Origin of the sequence: Labrenzia sp. THAF187b (genome assembly GCF_009363375.1) — a bacterium.
GTDB lineage: Bacteria > Pseudomonadota > Alphaproteobacteria > Rhizobiales > Stappiaceae > Roseibium > Roseibium algicola.
In genome coordinates this window covers 210,188-228,502 of record NZ_CP045344.1, presented here as the reverse complement: position 1 = coordinate 228,502, position 18,315 = coordinate 210,188, and the positions used below count along the sequence as shown (strand labels likewise).

The window sequence follows — 18,315 nt, the reverse complement described above, 5'->3', positions numbered from 1 at the left end:
GCCGCCGGTTAACGGATTGGCAAGGATGATAAGCAGCTCAGGCTGTTGCAAAGATGAATCCGGCGCACGGAAATCAGGTAATCTTTTCTTATGGTTAGTTGTTGGTTGAGGAACAGGCTTAATGAAATCCTAGGCGCTTCGGTCGTCGCCGGATTAACCTTTGAACGTGGTTTGAAAAGACAAAGCTTTCCGCGATTCCTTGGTTAACGCACGCGCCTTCTGGCATCGCGCGCTACCAGTGGCAGGATCGGCCGGGTCTGCTGCATCGACATGCCCGGTTTGATACGCGGATCGTAAAGCATGTTCAAAATGATCTGGTCGAACACCGTAAAGCGGCTGTGGCGCGAGGAATCGTTAAACACGGAATGGGTGAGCTGCTCGTCGTCGTTCATCGGCCCCAGCCCCTGCAGAAGTTCTTCGACAAGACAGCGCTTGAAAAGAAATTCGCCTTCGTCGGAAACGATGACTGCCGCCGAGCGCTTGATGCCCTTGCGGCCGGAAACGACACGTACAAGACACCGGCCAGGAACCCGGGCATGTTCGTTCTTGTAGATGTCCTTTTTCACCACCGGTTCATACTGAGCCCGGTCGACCACATAGATCTCGAAATTCGCCTTGGCCGGATCGTTCGTAACACCGGTCGTCAATCCACCGATGCGGTTGTCGATTTCCTTTATGAAGCGATAGACCGTCTGTGTCCTGTCGCGCGCGGACAGGTTATGGACGTAGAACAGGACCGGGGTGGTGAACTTCTTGACCAGATAGGGACGCCAGCTCCAGCTGCGGTACTCAAGCCCGAATACGGTCTTCTCGAACCCTTCCAGCAGCTCTTCCGTTGAAAAGGAATCGTTTGCGGCCGAAGGGGAACTCAGCGTGACGGAGCCCGTAAGAAAGAGCAGGCAGGTCAACAGGATGCGCATGAAATTCATCTAGGTCAAAGCACCGTTTGCAGCCACATTGGCCTGAGGATCATGCCTGATCATGCGCGCAGCAGTTCGTTGTCAATCTGCGCGAGGATAACCAAAGCGCCGCCGCGAGGAAAGCCAAGAAACCGTTACCAAACACCAAATTATGCCGTAAGGCGCGCCAAGCATTGAAAAAACAATTCTTTAAACTTCCCGCGCTATAAGGGGCGGTATTGCGATTTAAGAAAGCCTGCAGGGGCGGGGAACGGGAGTAGGCATGGCCGCGGTGAAAAGATCCTTTCGAGCGGAAAGCTTGATACGCATGAATTCCGGGGCGAACGAGAACCCCGCCTATGCCGAAGAACGTCGTCACCAGGAAGTCCTGGCAGAGATCGCCAGCCTCAAATCCATGCTGAAAAGTGGACCTGACCAACAGGCACCGCTTGATCCGGAAGCCATGAGCGCAAAGTTCATGGCCGAATTCCGCAAGGAATTGTCCGAGGCCGCCAAGCTGAAGGTTGAACTCGACGCCATTTACGAGGCAATCGCCCAGACAAAGCGCGAGATCGCGACGCTGCATCACACCACCGGTTCCAAGGGCGAGGAGATGACCCGGGTCACCAACGAGCTTGACGCCGTGGTGATCGGAACGGAAGGGGCGACCGAAACGATCCTGGCGTCTGCCGAGTTCATCGACGAGACCGCCAACACGCTGTCCGCGCGACTTGGCAAGGAAGACGCCGAACTGGCGAACGATATCCAGGACAAGGTCATCCAGATCTTCGAAGCCTGTAACTTCCAGGACCTGACCGGCCAGCGCATCACCAAGGTGGTATCGACGCTGCGGTTCGTCGAAGATCGCATCATGCAGATGATGGATATCTGGGGTGGCATCGAAACCTTCAAGGATATCGAAGTCGAACAGCGCGAACTGAAGGAAGGCGACGCTGCCCTTCTCAACGGTCCCGCGCTGGAAAGCGATGTCGATGTGGCGACCCAGGACGATATCGACGCCCTGTTTGCCTGAGAAAAGTCTCTAGCATTTAAAATTCGAAACCCGGCCGGCCTGGCCGGGTTTTTTGTTTTTGAAGCCGGGCTCGCATTTCGGGTTGCTTCAAGGTATCGGGGAGGGTACCAAGATGGGAACAAACAGTGAATATCAAGGTGGCGTATGGCAGAGCAGAAACCGGCGGAAACGGCAAAAACGGAACGCGATCCGGTAACAGGTCTGCTGCTGGGCGAGGACGACAGGAACCGCTGCTGGTGGCATGGCGGTCTGGAGGACTACCAGCGCTATCACGATACGGAGTGGGGCTGGCCGGTTGACGAGGACAGGCGCCTTTTTGAGAAAATCTGCCTGGAAGGGTTCCAGTCGGGCCTGTCCTGGCTGACCATCCTGCGCAAGCGCGACGCTTTCCGGGCGGCTTTCGCCAATTTCGAATTTGAACGGGTGGCAGAGTTTACCGAGGCGGATGTTGAACGCTGTCTGCAGAACAGCGGCATTGTCCGTCACCGCCGCAAGATCGAATCCACCATCAACAACGCCCGGCGAGCACTGGAGCTGAGGCAGGAGTTCGGCACGCTCGCCGCCTACTTCTGGTCGTTCGAACCGAAACCGGAAAACCGGCCTGAGAAGCTGGACTTCGCCACGGCAAAGACCCTGGGCAAGACGGCCGAAAGCACCGAGCTCTCCAAGGATCTAAAGAAACGCGGCTGGAGCTTTGTCGGTCCGACCACCGTCTATGCCTTCATGCAATCCATGGGCATGGTCAACGACCACCTGGAAGGCTGCTGCTGCCGGGAAAGCGTTGAAGCCGCACGCACGGCATTCAAGCGTCCTGTGAGGCGCTGAAGGTGACCGGGTCTTGACGAGTTGCTCCGCTGGATTCCCTTCCCCCTTGTGGGGAAGGGTTAGGGAAGGGGGTATTCGGCGAAGCCGAAAAAACAACGTCCGCAAGCAACGTCCGCGATCATATCAGGCGGCTCGGAAACGCTGCTGTGTGCTTACCCGTTCACCTTGGCCTTCAGCGGCGAAAACAGGCGGTTTTCCTTGGAGAACACATAGTCGAGCGTTTCGACGGTAACCGTTTCCGCGCCTTCTTCGATCAACAGCTGGGCACAGTCGGCAACCGCATCCCTGGGGCACAAGACGCTGACGTGGTGCAGGTCGTCGACTTCGGAAAAACGCTGAAGAGCGCCAACCTTGCTGACAGATCGAAGGGCCTGTGTGCGGTCGGCAACCACGGCCTTGACCAGCTTGACGTTGCGGGCTGCTTCTTCCGCGGCCACGCGGTCGAGGATCGCCCGGGCAGCACCAAGGGCGGTGGTGGACCAGTCGGCGTTGAGGGAGGCCACCAGATTGGCCTGGCTTTTCAGCATCACACCATCTGAAAGGATTTTCAGGTTGTTGGCCTGCAGCGTCGAGCCAGTCGTGGTGATGTCCACGATGAGTTCAGCGGATCCGGCTGCCGGTGCACCTTCGGTCGCCCCCGCGCTTTCCACGATGCGGTAGTCGGCGATGCCGTGACCGGCGAAGAACGAGCGCGTGAGATTGACGTATTTGGTCGCAACACGCAGACGGCGGCCATGGCGATTGCGGAAATCGGAAGCGACATCGGAAAGATCCGCCATCGTTTCAACGTCGATCCAGGCTTTCGGCACGGCAACCACCACATCCGCCGGACCAAAGCCGAGCGGCGTGACGATGTGAACGGTGCTTTCCGGATTGGCGATGTTTTCATGCACCAGATCCAGACCCGTAATCCCGAAATGGACCGTGCCGTCGGAAAGTTCCCGTGCGATTTCGGAAGCCGACAGAAACGCGATCTCGACGTTCGGCAGACCCTTGATGGCGCCGCGATAGTTCCGCGCGCCGCCGGGCTGCACCACCTTCAGGCCTGCGCGGCCGAAGAACTCGTGCGTGTTTTCCTGCAGACGGCCCTTGGAGGGAATGGCGATAATCAGTTTGCTCATGACCTAACACTCGCTGCAATCCGGTCGAGCCACATGGAAAAGCCGATGGCCGGTACGTCGTCTTCGGCCCCAAGAAGGGTCACCAGCTTGTCGTAGCGCCCGCCACCGACCAGCGGTCCTTCCACGTGTGGATTGACTGCATGGATCTCGAAGACAAAGCCGGAATAATAATCAAGACGCCGGCCGAACTCGGCTGCGAATGTCAGCCGGGCGGGATCGATGCCCTTGGCTTCGAGGGCCGCAAGGCGCTGTTCGAAGGCGGCGATGGGCGTATCCAGGCCAAGGCCGAAATCGCGGGAGAAATCGCGCAGCATTCCGGCGGCGCTGGCGCCGTCCGCCTTCAGGGCCAGATAGGCGGAAAGTGTTTCCGCCGCCTTGTCATGGCCGCGGGCACCGCTGGCAAGGGCGGCCTGTTCCAGGAACCTGTCTGCGATTTCGCTGGGCGTGCGTCCGCCGACGGCGGAAATTCCGGCAATCGACAAAAGATCCTCGACGACCGCATGGGCCGCCTCCGGATCGGCCCCTTCCAGCGCAGACAGGAAGCCGAGGCGGACGTCGCGGCTGTCATCGTCGGAGGAGGAGGCTCCGGCCATACGGGTGATCGCGGCGGTCAGACGGTCGGTCTCGCCAAAGAGATCACGCAGCCGGCGGCGCCAGACGGTCGGCAGGTCAAGCCCTTCCAGCACGGCGGCAAACAGGGTCTCGTCGCCAATTCGGATGACGATGTCCGACAGGCCGAATTCCTCCAGCGCCTTGACGGAAAGCGCAAGCAGGTCCGCATCCGCTTCGGCCGTGTCCGTACGGCCGAGGCTTTCCGCGCCGAGCTGCGGGATTTCGCCCAGGCCATCCGGCCGCTGGCGGAACACCGGGCCGTTGTAGCAATAGGCGGCCGGAAGCTTGACGGCTTCCTGCGCCAGGTGATGACGGCAAACCGGAATGGTGAAGTCGGGGCGCAGGCACAGATCAAGCCCGTCGGTACCGCTGGTCAGATAGAGCCGGCGTCGGATGTCCTCGCCGGTGAGATCCAGGAAGACGTCCGCCGGTTGCAGGATCGGCGGGCTGACCTCGTCATGGCCTGCGGCCTTGAAGAGGCCAAGAACCGTTTCGATCTTCTCCGGAGCCAGTCCGGTCACCTGTGCCGCCCCACTCATGATCAGCCCTCGTTCTGGCGCTGGCGGTCTTCCGCCTGCCCGTCCAGGATGCCGCGCACGGTCGCAAGGAGTTCCGTCTCCTTGACGGTGACCTGCGCCGGACGGCTTTCACGCCAGGTAATGTTGTCGGTTATCTCTTCGGAAAGCCGTTTGCCCTCGATCAGGTCCTTGACCTGGATTTCGCCGGCTTCCCGCTCGTCAGAACCCTGGATTATGGCGATCGGGCAGTTACGCCGGTCGGCATATTTCAGCTGGTTACCGAACTTCTTCCAGTTTCCCTGGTACATCTCTGCGCGGATACCGGCCTCGCGCAGGTCCTGCACCATCTTCTGGTAGCGTCCGAGCGCGGCAACGTCGCCGTCCATCACGGTGACCAGCACCGGCGCGACAACGTCGGACGTGCCGAGTTTGCCGAGGTTCTTCAGTGCTGTCATCAGGCGGGAAACACCGATGGAAAAGCCCGTCGCGGGCACGTCACGTCCGGTGAAGCGCTTGACCAGCCCGTCATAACGGCCACCACCGCCGACAGACCCGAACTGGACGACTTCGCCCTTCTCGTTGGTCACGTCGAACAGGAGTTCGGCTTCGAAAACGGTGCCGGTGTAATATTCCAGGCCGCGCACGACGGACGGGTCGATCTTGATCCGGTCTTCGCCATAACCACAGGCCGAGAAGATTTCCGCCATGGTGTTGAGCTCGGTGATGCCTTCATTCTCAAGCGTGCCCGTTCCGGAGACGAAGGCAACGATGCTGTCGATGGCAGCCGGGTCGAGTTCTGCACCCTTGGTGAAGTCGCCGCTCTCGTCCTTGCGGCCGTCGCCCAACAGCAGACGAACGCCTTCAATCCCGAACTTGTCGAGCTTGTCGATGGCGCGCAACACCGTCAGCCGGCGCTCTTCGTGCTCTTCACCGCCTAGGCCGATGCTTTCCAGCACGCCGTCCAGGACCTTTCGGTTGTTGACGCGGATTACATACTGCCCGCGCGCGATGCCGAGCGCTTCCATCGTGTCGGACATCATCATGCACATTTCGGCATCCGCCTGGACACCGGGTGCGCCGACGGTATCGGCGTCAAACTGCATGAACTGGCGGAAGCGGCCCGGCCCGGGCTTTTCGTTCCGGAACACCCAGCCGGCGCGGTAGGTGCGATAGGGCAGCTGGATCTCGTTGATGTTTTCCGAAACATGGCGGGCCAGCGGTGCGGTCAGGTCGTAGCGCAGGCTCATCCACTGCTCGTCTTCGTCCTGTACGGAAAAGACGCCGGCATTGGGCCGGTCGGTGTCCGGCAGGAACTTGCCGAGGCAATCGGTATATTCAAAGGCAGGGGTTTCAACGGGATCGAAACCGTAACGCTCATAGACAGCGCGGATCTTCGCCAGCATCTCGTCGGTGGCGCGGATGTCCTCGGCAGAGCGGTCAACGAAGCCGCGCGGCAGGCGGGCTTTCAGCTTGTTCGGTTTTTTGGCCATAAAGGTCTTGAATCCTGGCGAGTTCCCGGCCGGACGCGCCCAAGGAAACCTCTCGCATCCGGCTGTCTGATGTTGCGGCTGTCGTAGACGAAACAAGGCGCAAGGGCAAGGCGGTGCAGCATCCTGCCGGTTCGTTCGATCGCAGCTGGAGGAAAGCCGGCGGTTCTGGCCGCGAACCAATGAATGTCGTGCGGGACCAGCGACAGGGAAGCAATTCTGCAGTCCGTGCCTTGTTTGCATCACAGTTCGCGGTAAAAGGGCGCTTCAGGAACAGTGGAAGTGCAGCTGCGAAAGACAGGTGAAGCACATTGGGCCGGTAAATCGGCCGGGCAGTGCGGGCATCCATTGTCTTTTCTTGTATTTAATCTCTGCCGGGCTATGGTCCGCGCGGATCGGGTGAAAAGGGCCGTCCCGGTGCTGCAAGGAAGGCACGGGACCGGCGGACAGGGCTCAGTATGGACAGTGCGGTGCGCATGGCGGACGGGAATGCCGGCGAAGTTGGGGCCGAGGCTCTGAGAGGGCCAAAGGCCGCTGAGCTCAGTGTCATCCTGCCGAGTTTCAACGAAGCTGCGAACATTCCAATCCTGATCGGCCTCCTGGACGAGGCGCTCGCCGGGATCGCCTGGGAAGCGATCGTCGTCGACGACAATTCGCCCGATGGAACCACCGAGGTTGCCCGCGAGATTGCCCGGACCGATGCCCGCGTCCGGGTCATCCGCCGTATTGGCCGCCGGGGCCTGTCGGGGGCCTGTATAGAGGGCATCCTGGCGTCCTCCGCCCCCTTTGTCGCCGTCATGGATGCGGACCTGCAGCACGACGAGACCATGCTGCCGAAGATGCTGGCCGCCCTGAAGGCAGACGAGACGGACCTGGTCGTCGCAAGCCGCAAGGTCGATGGCGGCACCATTGGCGAAGGCCTGTCGTCCTTTCGCGCCTGGGGCTCCAACCTCGCCAACGGCCTCGCTCAGAAGCTGCTGAACGTCACCTTGAAGGATCCAATGAGCGGGTTCTTCATGATCCGCCGGGACAAGGCCGAAGCTCTCGCCCCGAAGCTCTCGCCCCAGGGCTTCAAGATCCTGCTCGACCTGGTCTCCAGTGCGGCTGGTACCTTGAAGATCAGGGAACTGCCGTTCACCTTCCGCGAGCGCCAGCACGGCGAAAGCAAGCTGGATACGCTGGTCACGCTCGACTATTTCGGTCTGCTGCTCGCGAAATATTTCGGCAACATCGTTTCGGTCCGTTTCCTGATGTTCGGCCTCGTGGGGGCAAGCGGTCTCTTCGTCCATCTGGCGGCGCTTCGCGTGTTCCTGCTGAGCGACATGGAATTCAACCTCGCCCAGACGGCGGCGTCCTTCGTTGCAATGACTTCGAACTTCTTTCTCAACAACCAGCTGACCTATCGCGACCGCCGCTTGAACGGCATGAGGGCGCTGGTCGGCCTCCTGACCTTCTACGCGGTCTGTTCGGTCGGCGTGCTGGCCAACGTCGGTGTCGCCAACCTGATCTACGCCGATCCATCCTACTGGTGGTTCGCAGGTACGGCAGGTGCGATCATGGGCGCTGTCTGGAATTACGCGGCAAGCTCCGCCCTGACCTGGCGCAAGTCGTAAAGGCCTGTTGTGACCGCTGAAGCTCAGACCGGACCCTTGCCTTTCTACCTGCGGCCCGCAGGCCTGATCCTGATTGTCGGCCTGTTGACGGCGTTGAAAATCTTTGCCGCCAGCCACTCGCATTTTGTCGAGGACGAAGCCTATTACCGCCTCTGGGGGCTTTCGCCGGCGCTCAGCTATTACGACCATCCGCCGATGATCGGCTGGTGGATCGGTATCGGTCAGGCACTGTTCGGTGACACGGTCTTCGCGGTTCGCGCCCTTGTCATCGCCTCAGGCGTGATCGGTTCCCTGGCGCTGTGGCGCACAGCCTCCCTTTTGTTCGGACGCACTGCCGCGGCCTGGTCCGTCCTGTTCCTCAACGCCAGCCTGCTGGTGGGCATCGGCGGCATTCTGGCAACGCCCGACGCACCGTCAGTGCTGTTCTGGGGCCTCAGCCTGTGGGCGCTGACAGAACTGTCAACGTCCAGAAACGCCAACTGGTGGTTTGTGGTCGGACTGATGGCCGGTTGCGGCCTGCTTGCCAAATATTCGGTCCTGTTTCTGGGTGCGGGCATCGTCCTGTGGCTGATCTGGGTGCCGGATGCTCGCCGCTGGTGGCGCTGCTGGCAACTCTGGGCCGGCGGACTGATCGCGCTGCTCTGCTTTTCGCCGGTGCTTTACTGGAACCACGTCCACGAATGGGTCAGCTTCTACAAGCAGTTCGGCCGGGCTGGAACCGGTGGGTACACGGCAAGATACATTCCAGAGTTCCTGGGCGCGCTGGTCGGGCTGATGAACCCGCTGATCGCTGTTTTGGCCTTTGCTGGTGCCGCCAGGCTCTTCAAGGGGCTTCGGGCGCGGGAAAACGCAGCGTCTCTCCTGCTCCTGACCGTTTTGCCGTTCCTGCTCTATCTCGGGTATCACTCCTTGCATTCGCGCGTGCAGGCCAACTGGCCGGCGCCGCTTTTTCCGGCTTTTGCCATGATGGCGGCGGTCTTTGTCACCAGCCGGCCTGCCAGCCCAGCCCTGTGGCAGCGTCTGGCGCAAGCAGGTGTCGTCCTTGGCCTTGCAGTTGCCGTCGTGGTGCAACTGCACGCAGTCTGGCCGCTGACGGGTACCTTTGCCCGCAAGGACCCGACCTTCCAGTTGCGCGGTTGGCCGGAGATCGGACGGGAAGTGAAGGAACTGGCAGAAAGGGAAGGGGCCGGCTTCGTGGCAACGACCAGCTACGGCCTCAACGGCCAGCTCGATTTCCTGATGAAAGACGACCTGCCGGTGTTCCAGCTGACCGAGCGTATCCGCTATGTCATGCAGCCTGCGCCTGACATGTCGCTGTTCGACGGGCCGGGGCTCTATGTTGCTGAAAAGCGCCGGAACCGGGAAGGCGACCTGCGACAGTCCTTTGCCAACGTCGAGGAAGTTGTCGAGCTGACGCGCAAGGTTAAAGATGTGCCGCTGGAAAAGCTTGTCGTCTACAAGATTGAGGGGCGTATCGGCCCGGTGTTCGAGCCGGTTGACCCAAATTGAACCGGCAGGAGATGTCGGCTCCACCCAACATCCGACTTGATTTGCTTGGCTGAATGACGCAGGGATGTGGCTTAATATTCACATTGTCCGGTCCGCCTGCGGAATTTCATGAAGCGAATTACACTTGGAGCGTTGGACTACGGCCTTGCCTTCGGGGTCGATCGCGCATTGCGTGAACTTGTGGAGCGGGGGCGTCTGAGTGCTCTCGGGGCCATGGTTGCCACCGAGCTGTGGCCACGCGAATTCCGTCCGCTGCAGGAAACCGCGGAGAAGGTCGGCAAACGGGCACTCTTCGGGGTGACCTTGGCCTTCAGCGGTGACCGTGTTTCGCCGGTCAGCGCTCGCATGCAGGAGATCTATGGCGACCGGATGTTCACGCGCGAACAACTGCAGCGCCGTGCCTTGCTGCGGCTTCTGCCGGACCAGATTCTGCAGGAGGAAGCCCAGGCTCAGCTTGCCCGCTACAGCGTGTTGATGAAACGTCAGCCGGATTTCGTGGCGGTGCGTGAAGGTCTGTTGGAGCGCACGTCCCTTGCGCGGATCGTTCTGAAGGCGATCGAGCATGCCGATTATCCCGAACCGCCACTGCTGATTTCGCCGGTGCAATCAGGTCTCAAGGCTGTCCGTCTGGCACGGCTTGCCAAGGCGCACGGCCTGAAGCTGCTTCCCAAGGCGGATCCCTTGCCGGAGACCGAGGATCAGGAAGCGCTGCACGCTCTTTTGCATAACCATTTTGACGGCATGAGCGATCTCAGTTTCGTGGCTGCTATTCCCGGCCGTTCTGACGATCGCCTGCGGCGCGACGAGCCGCGCCGGAAGATTGCAATACGCGAATGCCAGTTTGAGGTTCTTTCCAGCCAGAGGTTCTTTCAGACGCTGGAGAAGAAGGACGTTTTTCTGAACTGACGCCGAACTTTCGCTTAAGGTGCTGGCAGTCAGGCTTTGTGTGATTTGGTTCGGACTTGCGAATTCGGATTGGCCAGTGGGCATGACGAAGTGGTGAAACGAAAAAACGGCCCTGCGGGGTACAGGGCCGTTTTTCGTGGAGGTCCGGAAGAGGGGAGGGGCGGCCCCGCTTCCATGTCCTTAGATATAGGGTTATTTTGCTGGAATGCACGTGATGGGCATCACAAGATGGCGTTTGATCTTGTAATTTCGCGGGCAGCAGCGCTTTTGGCAGGGGTAAGGTGTGGCTGAAATCAAGGATTTTTTAAAAAATAGCTTTTCGCTTGAAGGGCTTGACCCGGAACTGGCTGTCGGCCTGTCGCGCCTTGCAAGGCCGATGAAAATATCGGCTGGCACCATTCTCTTCGAAAATGGCGATCCCGGAAACGGCTGTTACGCGGTTCTGGAGGGCTCGCTCAAGGTATCGCTTTTGTCCGTTGAAGGCGACGAGCAGCTGCTTGCAGTGCTCGGCCCTGGCGATCTTGTCGGCGAACTGGCCCTGCTTGATGGCCGTCCGCGGTCGGCAACGGTCATCTCCCTTAAGGAAGCCCAGCTTGCCTTCATCGACAAGGCCGCCTTCCAGCGGTTTGCCGACGAGAACCCGGCCGTCTACCGGCATATGCTGTCGATCGTCGGCAAGCGGCTGCGGCATGCCAATGATGTGCTGGCGGCACGCTCGTTCCTGCCCTTGCCGGGAAGGGTCGCCCAGACCCTGCTGCAGTTGGCGGAAACCTTCGGCAAGCCGCTCGACGATGGCCGGTTGCTGATCCACTACAAGCTCAGCCAGGCTGATATCGCCAACATGGCAGGTGCCGCGCGCGAAAACGTCAGCCGTGTCCTCAACGACTGGAAGAGGGCAGGCACCATCAGCCGGATTTCCGGCTACTACTGCCTGGAGCAGATGGACTTCCTGGAAAAGGCTTCGACGCTCTAGGAAAACCAGGCTCGAAACGGATGGTCCCGGTCTGCCTTGTTGCAGCCGGGGTTGCCTCAGGCGCTGGTTTCGACTGGCAGTGCCATCTGTGTTCCGGCCAGAATGGATGCCAGCGTTTCGGTATTGAGGCTTTCCAGAAAGGCTTCCGAGGCTCGCGCCATTGCGCCTTTCAGGGCACACCGGGGCAGGAAGGCGCAGACTGTGGGCTCGGGCTTCAGGCAGGCGACGACGCCAAGGTCCGGCTCGATCAGCCGCACGACATCCCCCAGCCGGATCATGTCCGGTGTTTTCGCCAGCCGTATCCCGCCGCCACGCCCGCGCGTCGTCTCCAGATAGCCACCCTTGGCAAGATGAGCGACGATTTTCATGACATGTGATTTGGCAAGGCCAAGCTGCCGCGAAAGCTTGTCGACGGTTTGCGGGTCGTCGGATTGGCCGGTCGCCATCAGAATTCTCAAGGCAAAATCGCTGGCCTGACTGAGGCGCATGGCAGGGTCTCTTTAAACATTCATCTTATATGTTGATTTTAGCGGGTTGCTGTGCCATTTAAAAGATGCATCTTAAATGAATGTTATGGAGGCGGCTATGGAAGCCCCTAACTCCAGTACCAACAGATACAAGCTGAAGAGACGCGAAACGCCGGACCAGGGCGACCGGCTCCGCCGTTACGAGAAGGTCGATGAACAGGCGATCCATGTGATGGTGCATACCTTCTATGGCTGCATTCGCCAGCATCCACGGCTCGGAGGCATCTTCGAGCACCGTCTGGCTGGCCGGTGGGAAGAGCATCTGCCGAAAATGGAAGCCTTCTGGCAATCCGTCCTGATGAAGAACGGCGCCTACAAGGGCAAGCCCGTGCCGGCTCACCTGAAGCAGAAGGAGCTGGTAAGCACGGATTATGGCGAATGGCTCAGTGTCTTCCGGCCCGTGATCCGTGAATTGTTCGTGCCCGACCTCGCAGACGAGATTGTGGCCATTGCCGAACGCATCGCGCAGAGCCTGTGGCTGGCCACCTTCGGAACTCCCGGAGCCAATCCGCCTGCCGAACTGACATCGCAACCCTCTGAATGGAGTGGATCATGCTGGTAACGATTGTCCTGATAGCGGAAGTGCTGGTGTTCGTCTGGTTCACCGTCTTTTCGCTGATGCTTCTGTCCATGTATCTGGATTCGCGCGGCATGCCGCTGCCGAAACTGGATGTTGCCGGCCGCACACTCATCGGCAGCGCGAAACTGGCCTTCATCACCGGTATCGTCGCCCTTTCGGCGATGACAGTCCTTGAAATCCAGGCCTTCAGCTAGAAAGCAACCGAAATGAATACCTCCAACCTCATGCATCGCGGCCTGCCGATCCTGCTGATCTGGGTCGCCGCCCCCATGCCGTTGTGGATCATGGCAATCCTGATGTTTGTCCTTTGACGGTGGACTTGATCCGCAGTTCCTCCTGAGGCTCTCCGATCAACCACTTCTATTCTTGCAGGTGATGACCTAGTCTTCTTGCGAGAATCAGCGGAGGGGCTCAGGCGTGTACGACGAAAAGCCGACAGGCGATCTGACATTGCGCACCATGGCAATGCCTGCCGATACCAATGCCTCGGGAGATATTTTCGGGGGCTGGGTGTTGTCGCAGATGGACCTGGCAGGCGGAATCGCAGCCGGTCAACGGGCCGAGGGACGTGTCGTGACCATCGCGGTCGACAAGATGAAATTCATCCGGCCTGTCCATGTGGGCGACGTGCTGTGCGTTTATGCCGAAGTCCTTCGTGTCGGCAATTCGTCGATGGAAATCAAGCTTGAATCCTGGGCCCTGCGCCATCGCTACGGCCACCGGGAAAAGGTGACCGAAGCGGTCTTCACCATGGTGGCCGTCGATGACGGCGGCAAGCCGCGCCCGGTCCCCAAGCGGGACTGAGCGTCGCGATCTCATCCGATTTGGTTTCCCTAAACTCATCCTGAGGAAGCGCGTCAGCGCTGTCTCGAAGGATGGGCGGCATTCTGATGAGCAAGCGGCCCATCACTCGATACGGGCCTTCGGCCTTCCTCAGGATGGGGCGAGTTGTTGCAGCACGCCTGTATCAAAGAAATTGGCAGAGTGCAGACGTTGTGCACCACACGGGGGTACTCCCGTCAGTGCCTGACGGGTCCGTGCCGGTTGAGAATATCGGCAAAGAGGTCTTCATCGACAGCGCATGTGCAGCCGTTCGCCCACAGTTGAAGCAGTGTTTTCAAACGCTCGGTGCGGGCGGTCTGGCTCAGCGGCGCCTTGTGCCGCGGTAGGCCACCCAGGATGCGTAGGGATTTGATCCGCGCCAGCACGCAGTCTTCAGCGGCCTGGCACCAGATATCCGTTCCGGCAAGCTTGGAGCTCGCCGCCACATGGTTCTCGATCAGATCTGCCGCACGTCCGGCAAAAGGGTCCTGAGACAAAAAATCCTCCATCGGTTGCCCGAGGAGGACTGGCGCATGCAAATTAACCGCTTAGTTGCCGGAAAGCCTCGGTTGAGGGTCTGACCAGCCGCATCCCTGTTGCGGAAACCACCTTGCCCGGAATGGCAGGTTGGCGAGGGCGCCAGCCCTTCTCTTGATGATGGCGCGCTTATGCCATGTCCAATCCGGCTTGGCAAGTCCGCCAGTGCATGGCACATCTTCCTCAAAGGACTAGCTCGGGAGCTCCACAATTGGACCGATCCATGTTGCATCACAGTCGGCCGTTGGTGCCGATCCTGCTCGCCTTTTGTGCCTGCTTCATCGATGTGGTCTGCATTCTCGGCCTGTTTCACACCTTCACGGCATTCATTACCGGAACGCTTGTCGTCTTGTGCACGGAGGTGTTTCACCAGGGGCAAAACGCGGCTCTGAAGGTTTTCGTGCTCGCGGTTTTCTTCGGTTCGACCCTCTTCTGGTTCGTTTCGGTCACTGCACTGGTGCGCAAAAACAGGATTGCCGTCCGGCATCTGTTCGCGCTCGAAGCTTTGCTGGTGGCGGGCTTCATGTTCGTCGCCGGTCTTGGAGATCCGTCAGCCGGAGGACCGTTGTCTGCCGTCACTCTGACGGCTGTCGGGTTTTCGACCGTGGCCATGTCGTTGCAGAACGTCATCATGCTGACCCTGCTCAACAGGCATGTTCCCACGACCATCATGACCGGCAATACGCTGAAGCTTGTGCTCGGCATCGCCGACTATTTCACGCATCCCGAAACGCGGCCCGACAGCCGCTCCCGGATCCGTCACCAGGCCTTCGTCCTGCTGGCTTTCGCGGCCGGAGGTCTTCTGGCGAGTTTCCTGATGACCGTCATGGGGTTCTGGGCGCTTGCGATACCTGTTGCGCTTTTGATGTTGCTGGCAATAGTCCAGCCGGTGCAGGAGCCTCAAGTCGCCTGAAACCGGTGCCAGCTACTCAGGCCCAGCTACTCAGGCCGAAAATTATGCGCCCAAGCCGGGTGCTTCTTCCCTTTGGTGGTGCCGGTCGTAATCGATGCGGCCGTCGACCAGATGGATACGCCGGTCCATTCTGTCGGCGAGATCGATATCATGGGTAACGGCGACAACGGTGGTCCTTTCGGTCTTCACAATGGCCTGAAGACTTTCGAACACCTGTTCCGTCGATACACTGTCGAGACTGCCGGTCGGTTCATCAGCAAGGATCAACTGCGGTGAATTGGCAAGTGCCCGGGCGACAGCGACGCGCTGTCGCTGCCCGCCGGACAATTGCTCCGGGCGGCGGTGAAGAAACTCTTCCAGACCCAGCGCCGCCAGTAGCTCCGTCGCATGGTCGAGTTGGGCCTTGGGACTGCGTTTGCCGAGCCGCTGCATCGGGATCATCACGTTTTCCAGCGCGGTAAATTCCGGCAGCAGGAAATGAAACTGGAAGACGAAGCCGAGTTTTTCCAGGCGAAGATGCGCCATTTCGGCAGATGTCAGCGCATGGGTGGGAAGGCCGTCTATCCGGACCTCGCCGGACGTCGGCCTGTCCAGAAGGCCAAGCAGATACAGAAGCGACGATTTCCCGGAACCGGACGGACCGGTAATGGCAACGAACTCCGCCTCGCCAACCTGAAAGCTGACATCCTGTACCAGTGTCACCGGCACGATGGCCGGCAGGATGCGGGTGAGGTTGCTCGCTTCCAGCAGAACGTGGCCGGGAGCCGTCTGTTTTTCCGGGGAAGGGGTCATGTCGCCCCTCGGATAATGTCGACAGGATTGAGCCGGGCGGCTTTCCTGGCGGGAATGTAGCCGGCGATCCCGGATGAAAACAGCGCCAACAGGCAGGCTATGATGTAGTGCAGGGCGGAAAAATAGATCGGCAGGTGGGTCATCTCCACGTCCTGGGTAAATTCGAATTTGACCGACGCGAGATAGCTCGACAGTCCGAAGCCGAGCGCCGAACCTGCAATAGCGCCCAGGATACCGATCACCAGCCCTTCAAGCACGAAGATCTGCTGAATATCGACTTCCGGAAATCCCAGTGACTTCAGGATCGCGATATCACGCGCCTTTTCGTGCACGATCGTCGAGACGATGTTGAAGATGCCGAAGCCGGCTACCACCAGAATGGCCCCGACAACCGTGTACATGATCACGTTGCGTACGAAGAAGGCCTCCATCAGCCCCTCGTTGGCCTCTTCCCAGGAAACCGCCTTGTAGCCGAGCTGCCGCTCGGCCCGTGCGGCAACCGCGTTGGCTTCGGCGATGGAATTTAGGTGGATTGCGATCGAATTGATGACGTCCGGTTTTTCCAGAAGGATCTGCACGGCTTTCAACGGCGCATAGGCAAGCCCTTCGTCGCTGGTGGTGATGCCGCTGTGGAACAGGCCGACGATCTTGAAGCGCTTGGCGACACCGTTTGCGGATGTCAGGGTCACGGTATCGCCCAGGTCCGCCCCCAGCCGTTCCGCGGCCTTGTCGCCGACAACGAGGCCATTTGACGTCGTGTCTAGGTCCTCGAAGGAGCCCTGGCGCATATCCTCGCCGATCTTGGAGACGGTCAGTTCGCGCTTGGGTTCCACACCAACCAGGGTCATGCCGATGTCCTGTCCGGCATAGCGCAGCACCGCCTGGCCGCTCAGGCGCTGCGCCATCGATCCGTTCACCCAGTCGCGCAGCGAGGCAAGCGCTTCGGTCGGGTTGCGGATGCCGCGAAGGTCTTCCTTCGGCCTGAGACCATGATAGGTGACAGCGTCATAGACCGCACTGGCCGGTTGTTCCGCCGGTGCGCGTTGCTCGTCCAGGATCTCCACATGGGGAATGGCGTCGATCAGTGTTGCGGTAAAATCCCGCTGAGACCCTTCCATGAGGCTCGCCATCGCCACCGAAAATCCGACACCGAGTGCGACGCCAAGCGTTGAGACGATGGTCTGGCGCAAGCGGTTGCGAATGTGGGTGGAGGCGATGCGCAGGAGAAGCATTATGTGCCGTCTCCGGGAACCGGCCTGACCTTCTGTCCTTCTGCCAGATCCGGGTTATAGGGAAAGACGACCCGGTTATCTCCGGTGATCCCCTTCAGCACTTCCGTGGCGCGGGTGCCCTTGATCCCGGTTTCGACCTCCAGCAGAACGATTTTGTTATCCCCATCCAGCGTCAGCAGTTTCGAGCCGTCGAAGGCCGCGGTCGGCAGCAGCAACGCGTCGTCCTTCTCCGAGGTGACGATATTGATCTCGGCTGTCATGCCGATGCGCAGCGGGGTGTCTTCCGGGAGATCGAGATAGACCCGGTAGTTCTTCAGCACCGGATCGCCTTTCGGAGTGATGCTGGCAACTTCGGCCGTCAGTTCCTTTCCCGGAAAGGCATCTGCACGGATCAGCGCCTTGTGACCCTTGGCGACCTTGGGAATATCCTCCTCGTTGACTTCCGCCACCAGTTGAAGGGGGGACGGCTGACCGATCCAGAAGAGAATTTCACCGGGTTCGGCAACTTCCCCCACCGACCCGTCCGCCCTCAGAACCATGCCGTCCATGGGGGCCACGATGACATAGTCGCGCAGCCGTTCCTTCTGGGCCGCCGTAATGGCGTTGATGCGGATCAGTTCGTTCTGGGCCTTGTCGTAAACCTGCTGGCTGACGACGCGGCGCTCCAGCAGTTGCAGCGCACGTTCCTTGTCGGATTGCGCCAGCTCCTGGCGGGCTTCCAGTTCGGCAAGTGTCGCACGGGCATCGCCGCTGTCCAGTTCCGCCAGCTGGTCGCCTTTCTGGACCTGGTCACCCTCGCAGCCGCACAGCGAGACGATCCGCTCACGGATGATGCTGGTAACCTTCGCCCATCGGACTGGTTCGACGACTGCGGTGGCATAGACCACTTCGGCCGCCCGCCCGGTCGTCGGCATCACGGTCTGCACTTCCGGCGGTTTCTTGAACCACCAAAGTGAGCCCGCGACGGCTCCCGCGATCAGCAGTACAAATATCAAAAGTTTCAAAAAGCGCATGGCACACCCTTGCCGGATCTGCCGCCACAATAACGTTTCGAGCGAGGAACGCCATGGCCTGGATCAAACGAGGATGCCTGCGCGCAAAGGCTGGCCGGACGTGTGCCTCAAGAGCGCGATCAGGTGACGCCCTCGTCGAAGATCAGTAATGCGGCGGCTTTTCAATCTGGTGGCCGGGCAGAACGTTCTCCATCAGTTCCGTGACCTGGTCCGTCATGTTGGTGACGAGCCGGTTGAGCCTGTCAAGCTGGCGTCCCTGATCGAAGACGACCGTATTCAGTTCATCAATGGTGTTGAGCGCATGAGCGAGATCGATCTCGAGCTTCTCGATTCGGGCTTCTTTGTCGTCCGCCATTGGTGTCTCCTGCGTCGTCCTGGGGCTATGTGGCTTCTTTCGGCACCC

General features: G+C 60.0%; 20 protein-coding genes and 1 riboswitch. Of the genes, 10 read left to right on the top strand and 10 right to left on the bottom strand.

Annotated features, from left to right (window positions below):
* Positions 1-203 precede the first annotated feature (203 nt).
* Positions 204-920 (bottom strand): DUF2927 domain-containing protein, encoded by a 717-nt coding sequence (locus FIV03_RS01070; RefSeq protein ID WP_209009825.1) that lies wholly within the window; start codon positions 918-920, stop codon positions 204-206.
* Between the two features lie 262 nt (positions 921-1,182).
* Between FIV03_RS01070 and FIV03_RS01065 the strand changes: the two genes are divergently transcribed.
* Entirely contained in the window at positions 1,183-1,932 is a 750-nt protein-coding gene (locus tag FIV03_RS01065; protein ID WP_055657724.1) for a protein phosphatase CheZ, read from the top strand.
* Positions 1,933-2,076: 144 nt separating this feature from the next.
* Positions 2,077-2,757, top strand: coding sequence for a DNA-3-methyladenine glycosylase I (locus FIV03_RS01060; RefSeq protein WP_152508373.1), 681 nt, complete (start codon positions 2,077-2,079; stop codon positions 2,755-2,757).
* 152 nt (positions 2,758-2,909) lie between these two features.
* On the opposite strand, the gene hisG is transcribed toward FIV03_RS01060, so the two are convergent.
* From hisG to hisS, 3 genes are read right to left on the bottom strand one after another with little or no spacing between them, the layout of a single operon-like run.
* Positions 2,910-3,878 carry an ATP phosphoribosyltransferase gene (gene hisG, locus FIV03_RS01055; protein ID WP_152508372.1) on the bottom strand — a complete coding sequence of 323 codons (969 nt, stop codon included), beginning with the start codon at positions 3,876-3,878 and terminating at the stop codon, positions 2,910-2,912.
* Positions 3,875-5,029, bottom strand: a complete 1,155-nt coding sequence (locus tag FIV03_RS01050) for an ATP phosphoribosyltransferase regulatory subunit (RefSeq protein WP_152508371.1) — start codon at positions 5,027-5,029, stop codon at positions 3,875-3,877. Before FIV03_RS01050 ends, hisG begins: the two co-directional genes overlap by 4 nt.
* A 2-nt stretch (positions 5,030-5,031) precedes the next feature.
* A complete protein-coding gene (gene hisS / locus FIV03_RS01045) occupies positions 5,032-6,498 on the bottom strand; it encodes a histidine--tRNA ligase (protein ID WP_152508370.1) in 1,467 nt (488 codons plus the stop codon).
* Positions 6,499-6,971: 473 nt separating this feature from the next.
* Between hisS and FIV03_RS01040 the strand changes: the two genes are divergently transcribed.
* From FIV03_RS01040 to FIV03_RS01025, 4 genes are all read left to right on the top strand, one after another.
* Entirely contained in the window at positions 6,972-8,108 is a 1,137-nt protein-coding gene (locus FIV03_RS01040) for a glycosyltransferase family 2 protein (protein WP_152511775.1), read from the top strand.
* A 9-nt stretch (positions 8,109-8,117) separates the two neighbouring features.
* Positions 8,118-9,617: a glycosyltransferase family 39 protein gene (locus FIV03_RS01035; protein ID WP_209009824.1), complete on the top strand. Its 1,500-nt coding sequence runs from the start codon at positions 8,118-8,120 to the stop codon at positions 9,615-9,617.
* A gap of 108 nt (positions 9,618-9,725) precedes the next feature.
* On the top strand, positions 9,726-10,523 hold the full coding sequence (locus FIV03_RS01030) for a ChbG/HpnK family deacetylase (RefSeq protein ID WP_062490320.1): 798 nt from the start codon (positions 9,726-9,728) through the stop codon (positions 10,521-10,523).
* 283 nt (positions 10,524-10,806) lie between these two features.
* Entirely contained in the window at positions 10,807-11,496 is a 690-nt protein-coding gene (locus FIV03_RS01025; protein WP_023002086.1) for a Crp/Fnr family transcriptional regulator, read from the top strand.
* Between the two features lie 56 nt (positions 11,497-11,552).
* Here FIV03_RS01025 and FIV03_RS01020 read toward each other — a convergent pair whose 3' ends face one another.
* Positions 11,553-11,984 carry an Rrf2 family transcriptional regulator gene (locus FIV03_RS01020; protein ID WP_075284384.1) on the bottom strand — a complete coding sequence of 144 codons (432 nt, stop codon included), beginning with the start codon at positions 11,982-11,984 and terminating at the stop codon, positions 11,553-11,555.
* A 97-nt stretch (positions 11,985-12,081) separates the two neighbouring features.
* Here FIV03_RS01020 and FIV03_RS01015 point away from each other — a divergent pair, with 97 nt between their 5' ends.
* The 3 genes from FIV03_RS01015 to FIV03_RS01005 all read left to right on the top strand — a co-directional run bounded on the left by FIV03_RS01015 (position 12,082) and on the right by FIV03_RS01005 (position 13,407).
* On the top strand, positions 12,082-12,585 hold the full coding sequence (locus tag FIV03_RS01015; protein WP_209009823.1) for a group III truncated hemoglobin: 504 nt from the start codon (positions 12,082-12,084) through the stop codon (positions 12,583-12,585).
* Positions 12,576-12,797 (top strand): hypothetical protein, encoded by a 222-nt coding sequence (locus FIV03_RS01010; RefSeq protein ID WP_031269763.1) that lies wholly within the window; start codon positions 12,576-12,578, stop codon positions 12,795-12,797. The genes FIV03_RS01015 and FIV03_RS01010 overlap by 10 nt, the downstream gene beginning before the upstream one ends.
* A gap of 265 nt (positions 12,798-13,062) precedes the next feature.
* On the top strand, positions 13,063-13,407 hold the full coding sequence (locus tag FIV03_RS01005) for an acyl-CoA thioesterase (RefSeq protein WP_051990218.1): 345 nt from the start codon (positions 13,063-13,065) through the stop codon (positions 13,405-13,407).
* Positions 13,408-13,622: 215 nt separating this feature from the next.
* Here FIV03_RS01005 and FIV03_RS01000 read toward each other — a convergent pair whose 3' ends face one another.
* Positions 13,623-13,922, bottom strand: coding sequence for a hypothetical protein (locus FIV03_RS01000; RefSeq protein ID WP_139314296.1), 300 nt, complete (start codon positions 13,920-13,922; stop codon positions 13,623-13,625).
* 41 nt (positions 13,923-13,963) lie between these two features.
* Positions 13,964-14,088, bottom strand: a riboswitch (SAM-I-IV-variant riboswitch).
* Positions 14,089-14,185: 97 nt separating this feature from the next.
* Here FIV03_RS01000 and FIV03_RS00995 point away from each other — a divergent pair.
* A complete protein-coding gene (locus FIV03_RS00995) occupies positions 14,186-14,875 on the top strand; it encodes a YoaK family protein (protein WP_173013740.1) in 690 nt (229 codons plus the stop codon).
* A gap of 42 nt (positions 14,876-14,917) precedes the next feature.
* Here FIV03_RS00995 and FIV03_RS00990 read toward each other — a convergent pair whose 3' ends face one another.
* The 4 genes from FIV03_RS00990 to FIV03_RS00975 all read right to left on the bottom strand — a co-directional run bounded on the left by FIV03_RS00990 (position 14,918) and on the right by FIV03_RS00975 (position 18,267).
* Entirely contained in the window at positions 14,918-15,667 is a 750-nt protein-coding gene (locus FIV03_RS00990; RefSeq protein ID WP_055657743.1) for an ABC transporter ATP-binding protein, read from the bottom strand.
* Positions 15,664-16,902, bottom strand: a complete 1,239-nt coding sequence (locus FIV03_RS00985) for an ABC transporter permease (protein ID WP_062490308.1) — start codon at positions 16,900-16,902, stop codon at positions 15,664-15,666. The genes FIV03_RS00990 and FIV03_RS00985 overlap by 4 nt, the downstream gene beginning before the upstream one ends.
* Positions 16,899-17,912 (bottom strand): efflux RND transporter periplasmic adaptor subunit, encoded by a 1,014-nt coding sequence (locus FIV03_RS00980; protein WP_152508368.1) that lies wholly within the window; start codon positions 17,910-17,912, stop codon positions 16,899-16,901. The genes FIV03_RS00985 and FIV03_RS00980 overlap by 4 nt, the downstream gene beginning before the upstream one ends.
* Before the next feature lie 142 nt (positions 17,913-18,054).
* Positions 18,055-18,267 (bottom strand): SlyX family protein, encoded by a 213-nt coding sequence (locus FIV03_RS00975; protein WP_023002075.1) that lies wholly within the window; start codon positions 18,265-18,267, stop codon positions 18,055-18,057.
* Between the last annotated feature and the right edge of the window lie 48 nt (positions 18,268-18,315).

Coding starts and splice junctions, on each gene's coding strand:
- FIV03_RS01070 (WP_209009825.1), bottom strand. CDS start 920: ATGCGCATCCTGTTGACCTGCCTGCTCTTTCTTACGGGCTCCGTCACG.
- FIV03_RS01065 (WP_055657724.1), top strand. CDS start 1,183: ATGGCCGCGGTGAAAAGATCCTTTCGAGCGGAAAGCTTGATACGCATG.
- FIV03_RS01060 (WP_152508373.1), top strand. CDS start 2,077: ATGGCAGAGCAGAAACCGGCGGAAACGGCAAAAACGGAACGCGATCCG.
- hisG (WP_152508372.1), bottom strand. CDS start 3,878: ATGAGCAAACTGATTATCGCCATTCCCTCCAAGGGCCGTCTGCAGGAA.
- FIV03_RS01050 (WP_152508371.1), bottom strand. CDS start 5,029: ATGAGTGGGGCGGCACAGGTGACCGGACTGGCTCCGGAGAAGATCGAA.
- hisS (WP_152508370.1), bottom strand. CDS start 6,498: ATGGCCAAAAAACCGAACAAGCTGAAAGCCCGCCTGCCGCGCGGCTTC.
- FIV03_RS01040 (WP_152511775.1), top strand. CDS start 6,972: ATGGCGGACGGGAATGCCGGCGAAGTTGGGGCCGAGGCTCTGAGAGGG.
- FIV03_RS01030 (WP_062490320.1), top strand. CDS start 9,726: ATGAAGCGAATTACACTTGGAGCGTTGGACTACGGCCTTGCCTTCGGG.
- FIV03_RS01020 (WP_075284384.1), bottom strand. CDS start 11,984: ATGCGCCTCAGTCAGGCCAGCGATTTTGCCTTGAGAATTCTGATGGCG.
- FIV03_RS01015 (WP_209009823.1), top strand. CDS start 12,082: ATGGAAGCCCCTAACTCCAGTACCAACAGATACAAGCTGAAGAGACGC.
- FIV03_RS01010 (WP_031269763.1), top strand. CDS start 12,576: ATGCTGGTAACGATTGTCCTGATAGCGGAAGTGCTGGTGTTCGTCTGG.
- FIV03_RS01005 (WP_051990218.1), top strand. CDS start 13,063: ATGGCAATGCCTGCCGATACCAATGCCTCGGGAGATATTTTCGGGGGC.
- FIV03_RS00995 (WP_173013740.1), top strand. CDS start 14,186: ATGTTGCATCACAGTCGGCCGTTGGTGCCGATCCTGCTCGCCTTTTGT.
- FIV03_RS00990 (WP_055657743.1), bottom strand. CDS start 15,667: ATGACCCCTTCCCCGGAAAAACAGACGGCTCCCGGCCACGTTCTGCTG.
- FIV03_RS00980 (WP_152508368.1), bottom strand. CDS start 17,912: ATGCGCTTTTTGAAACTTTTGATATTTGTACTGCTGATCGCGGGAGCC.
- FIV03_RS00975 (WP_023002075.1), bottom strand. CDS start 18,267: ATGGCGGACGACAAAGAAGCCCGAATCGAGAAGCTCGAGATCGATCTC.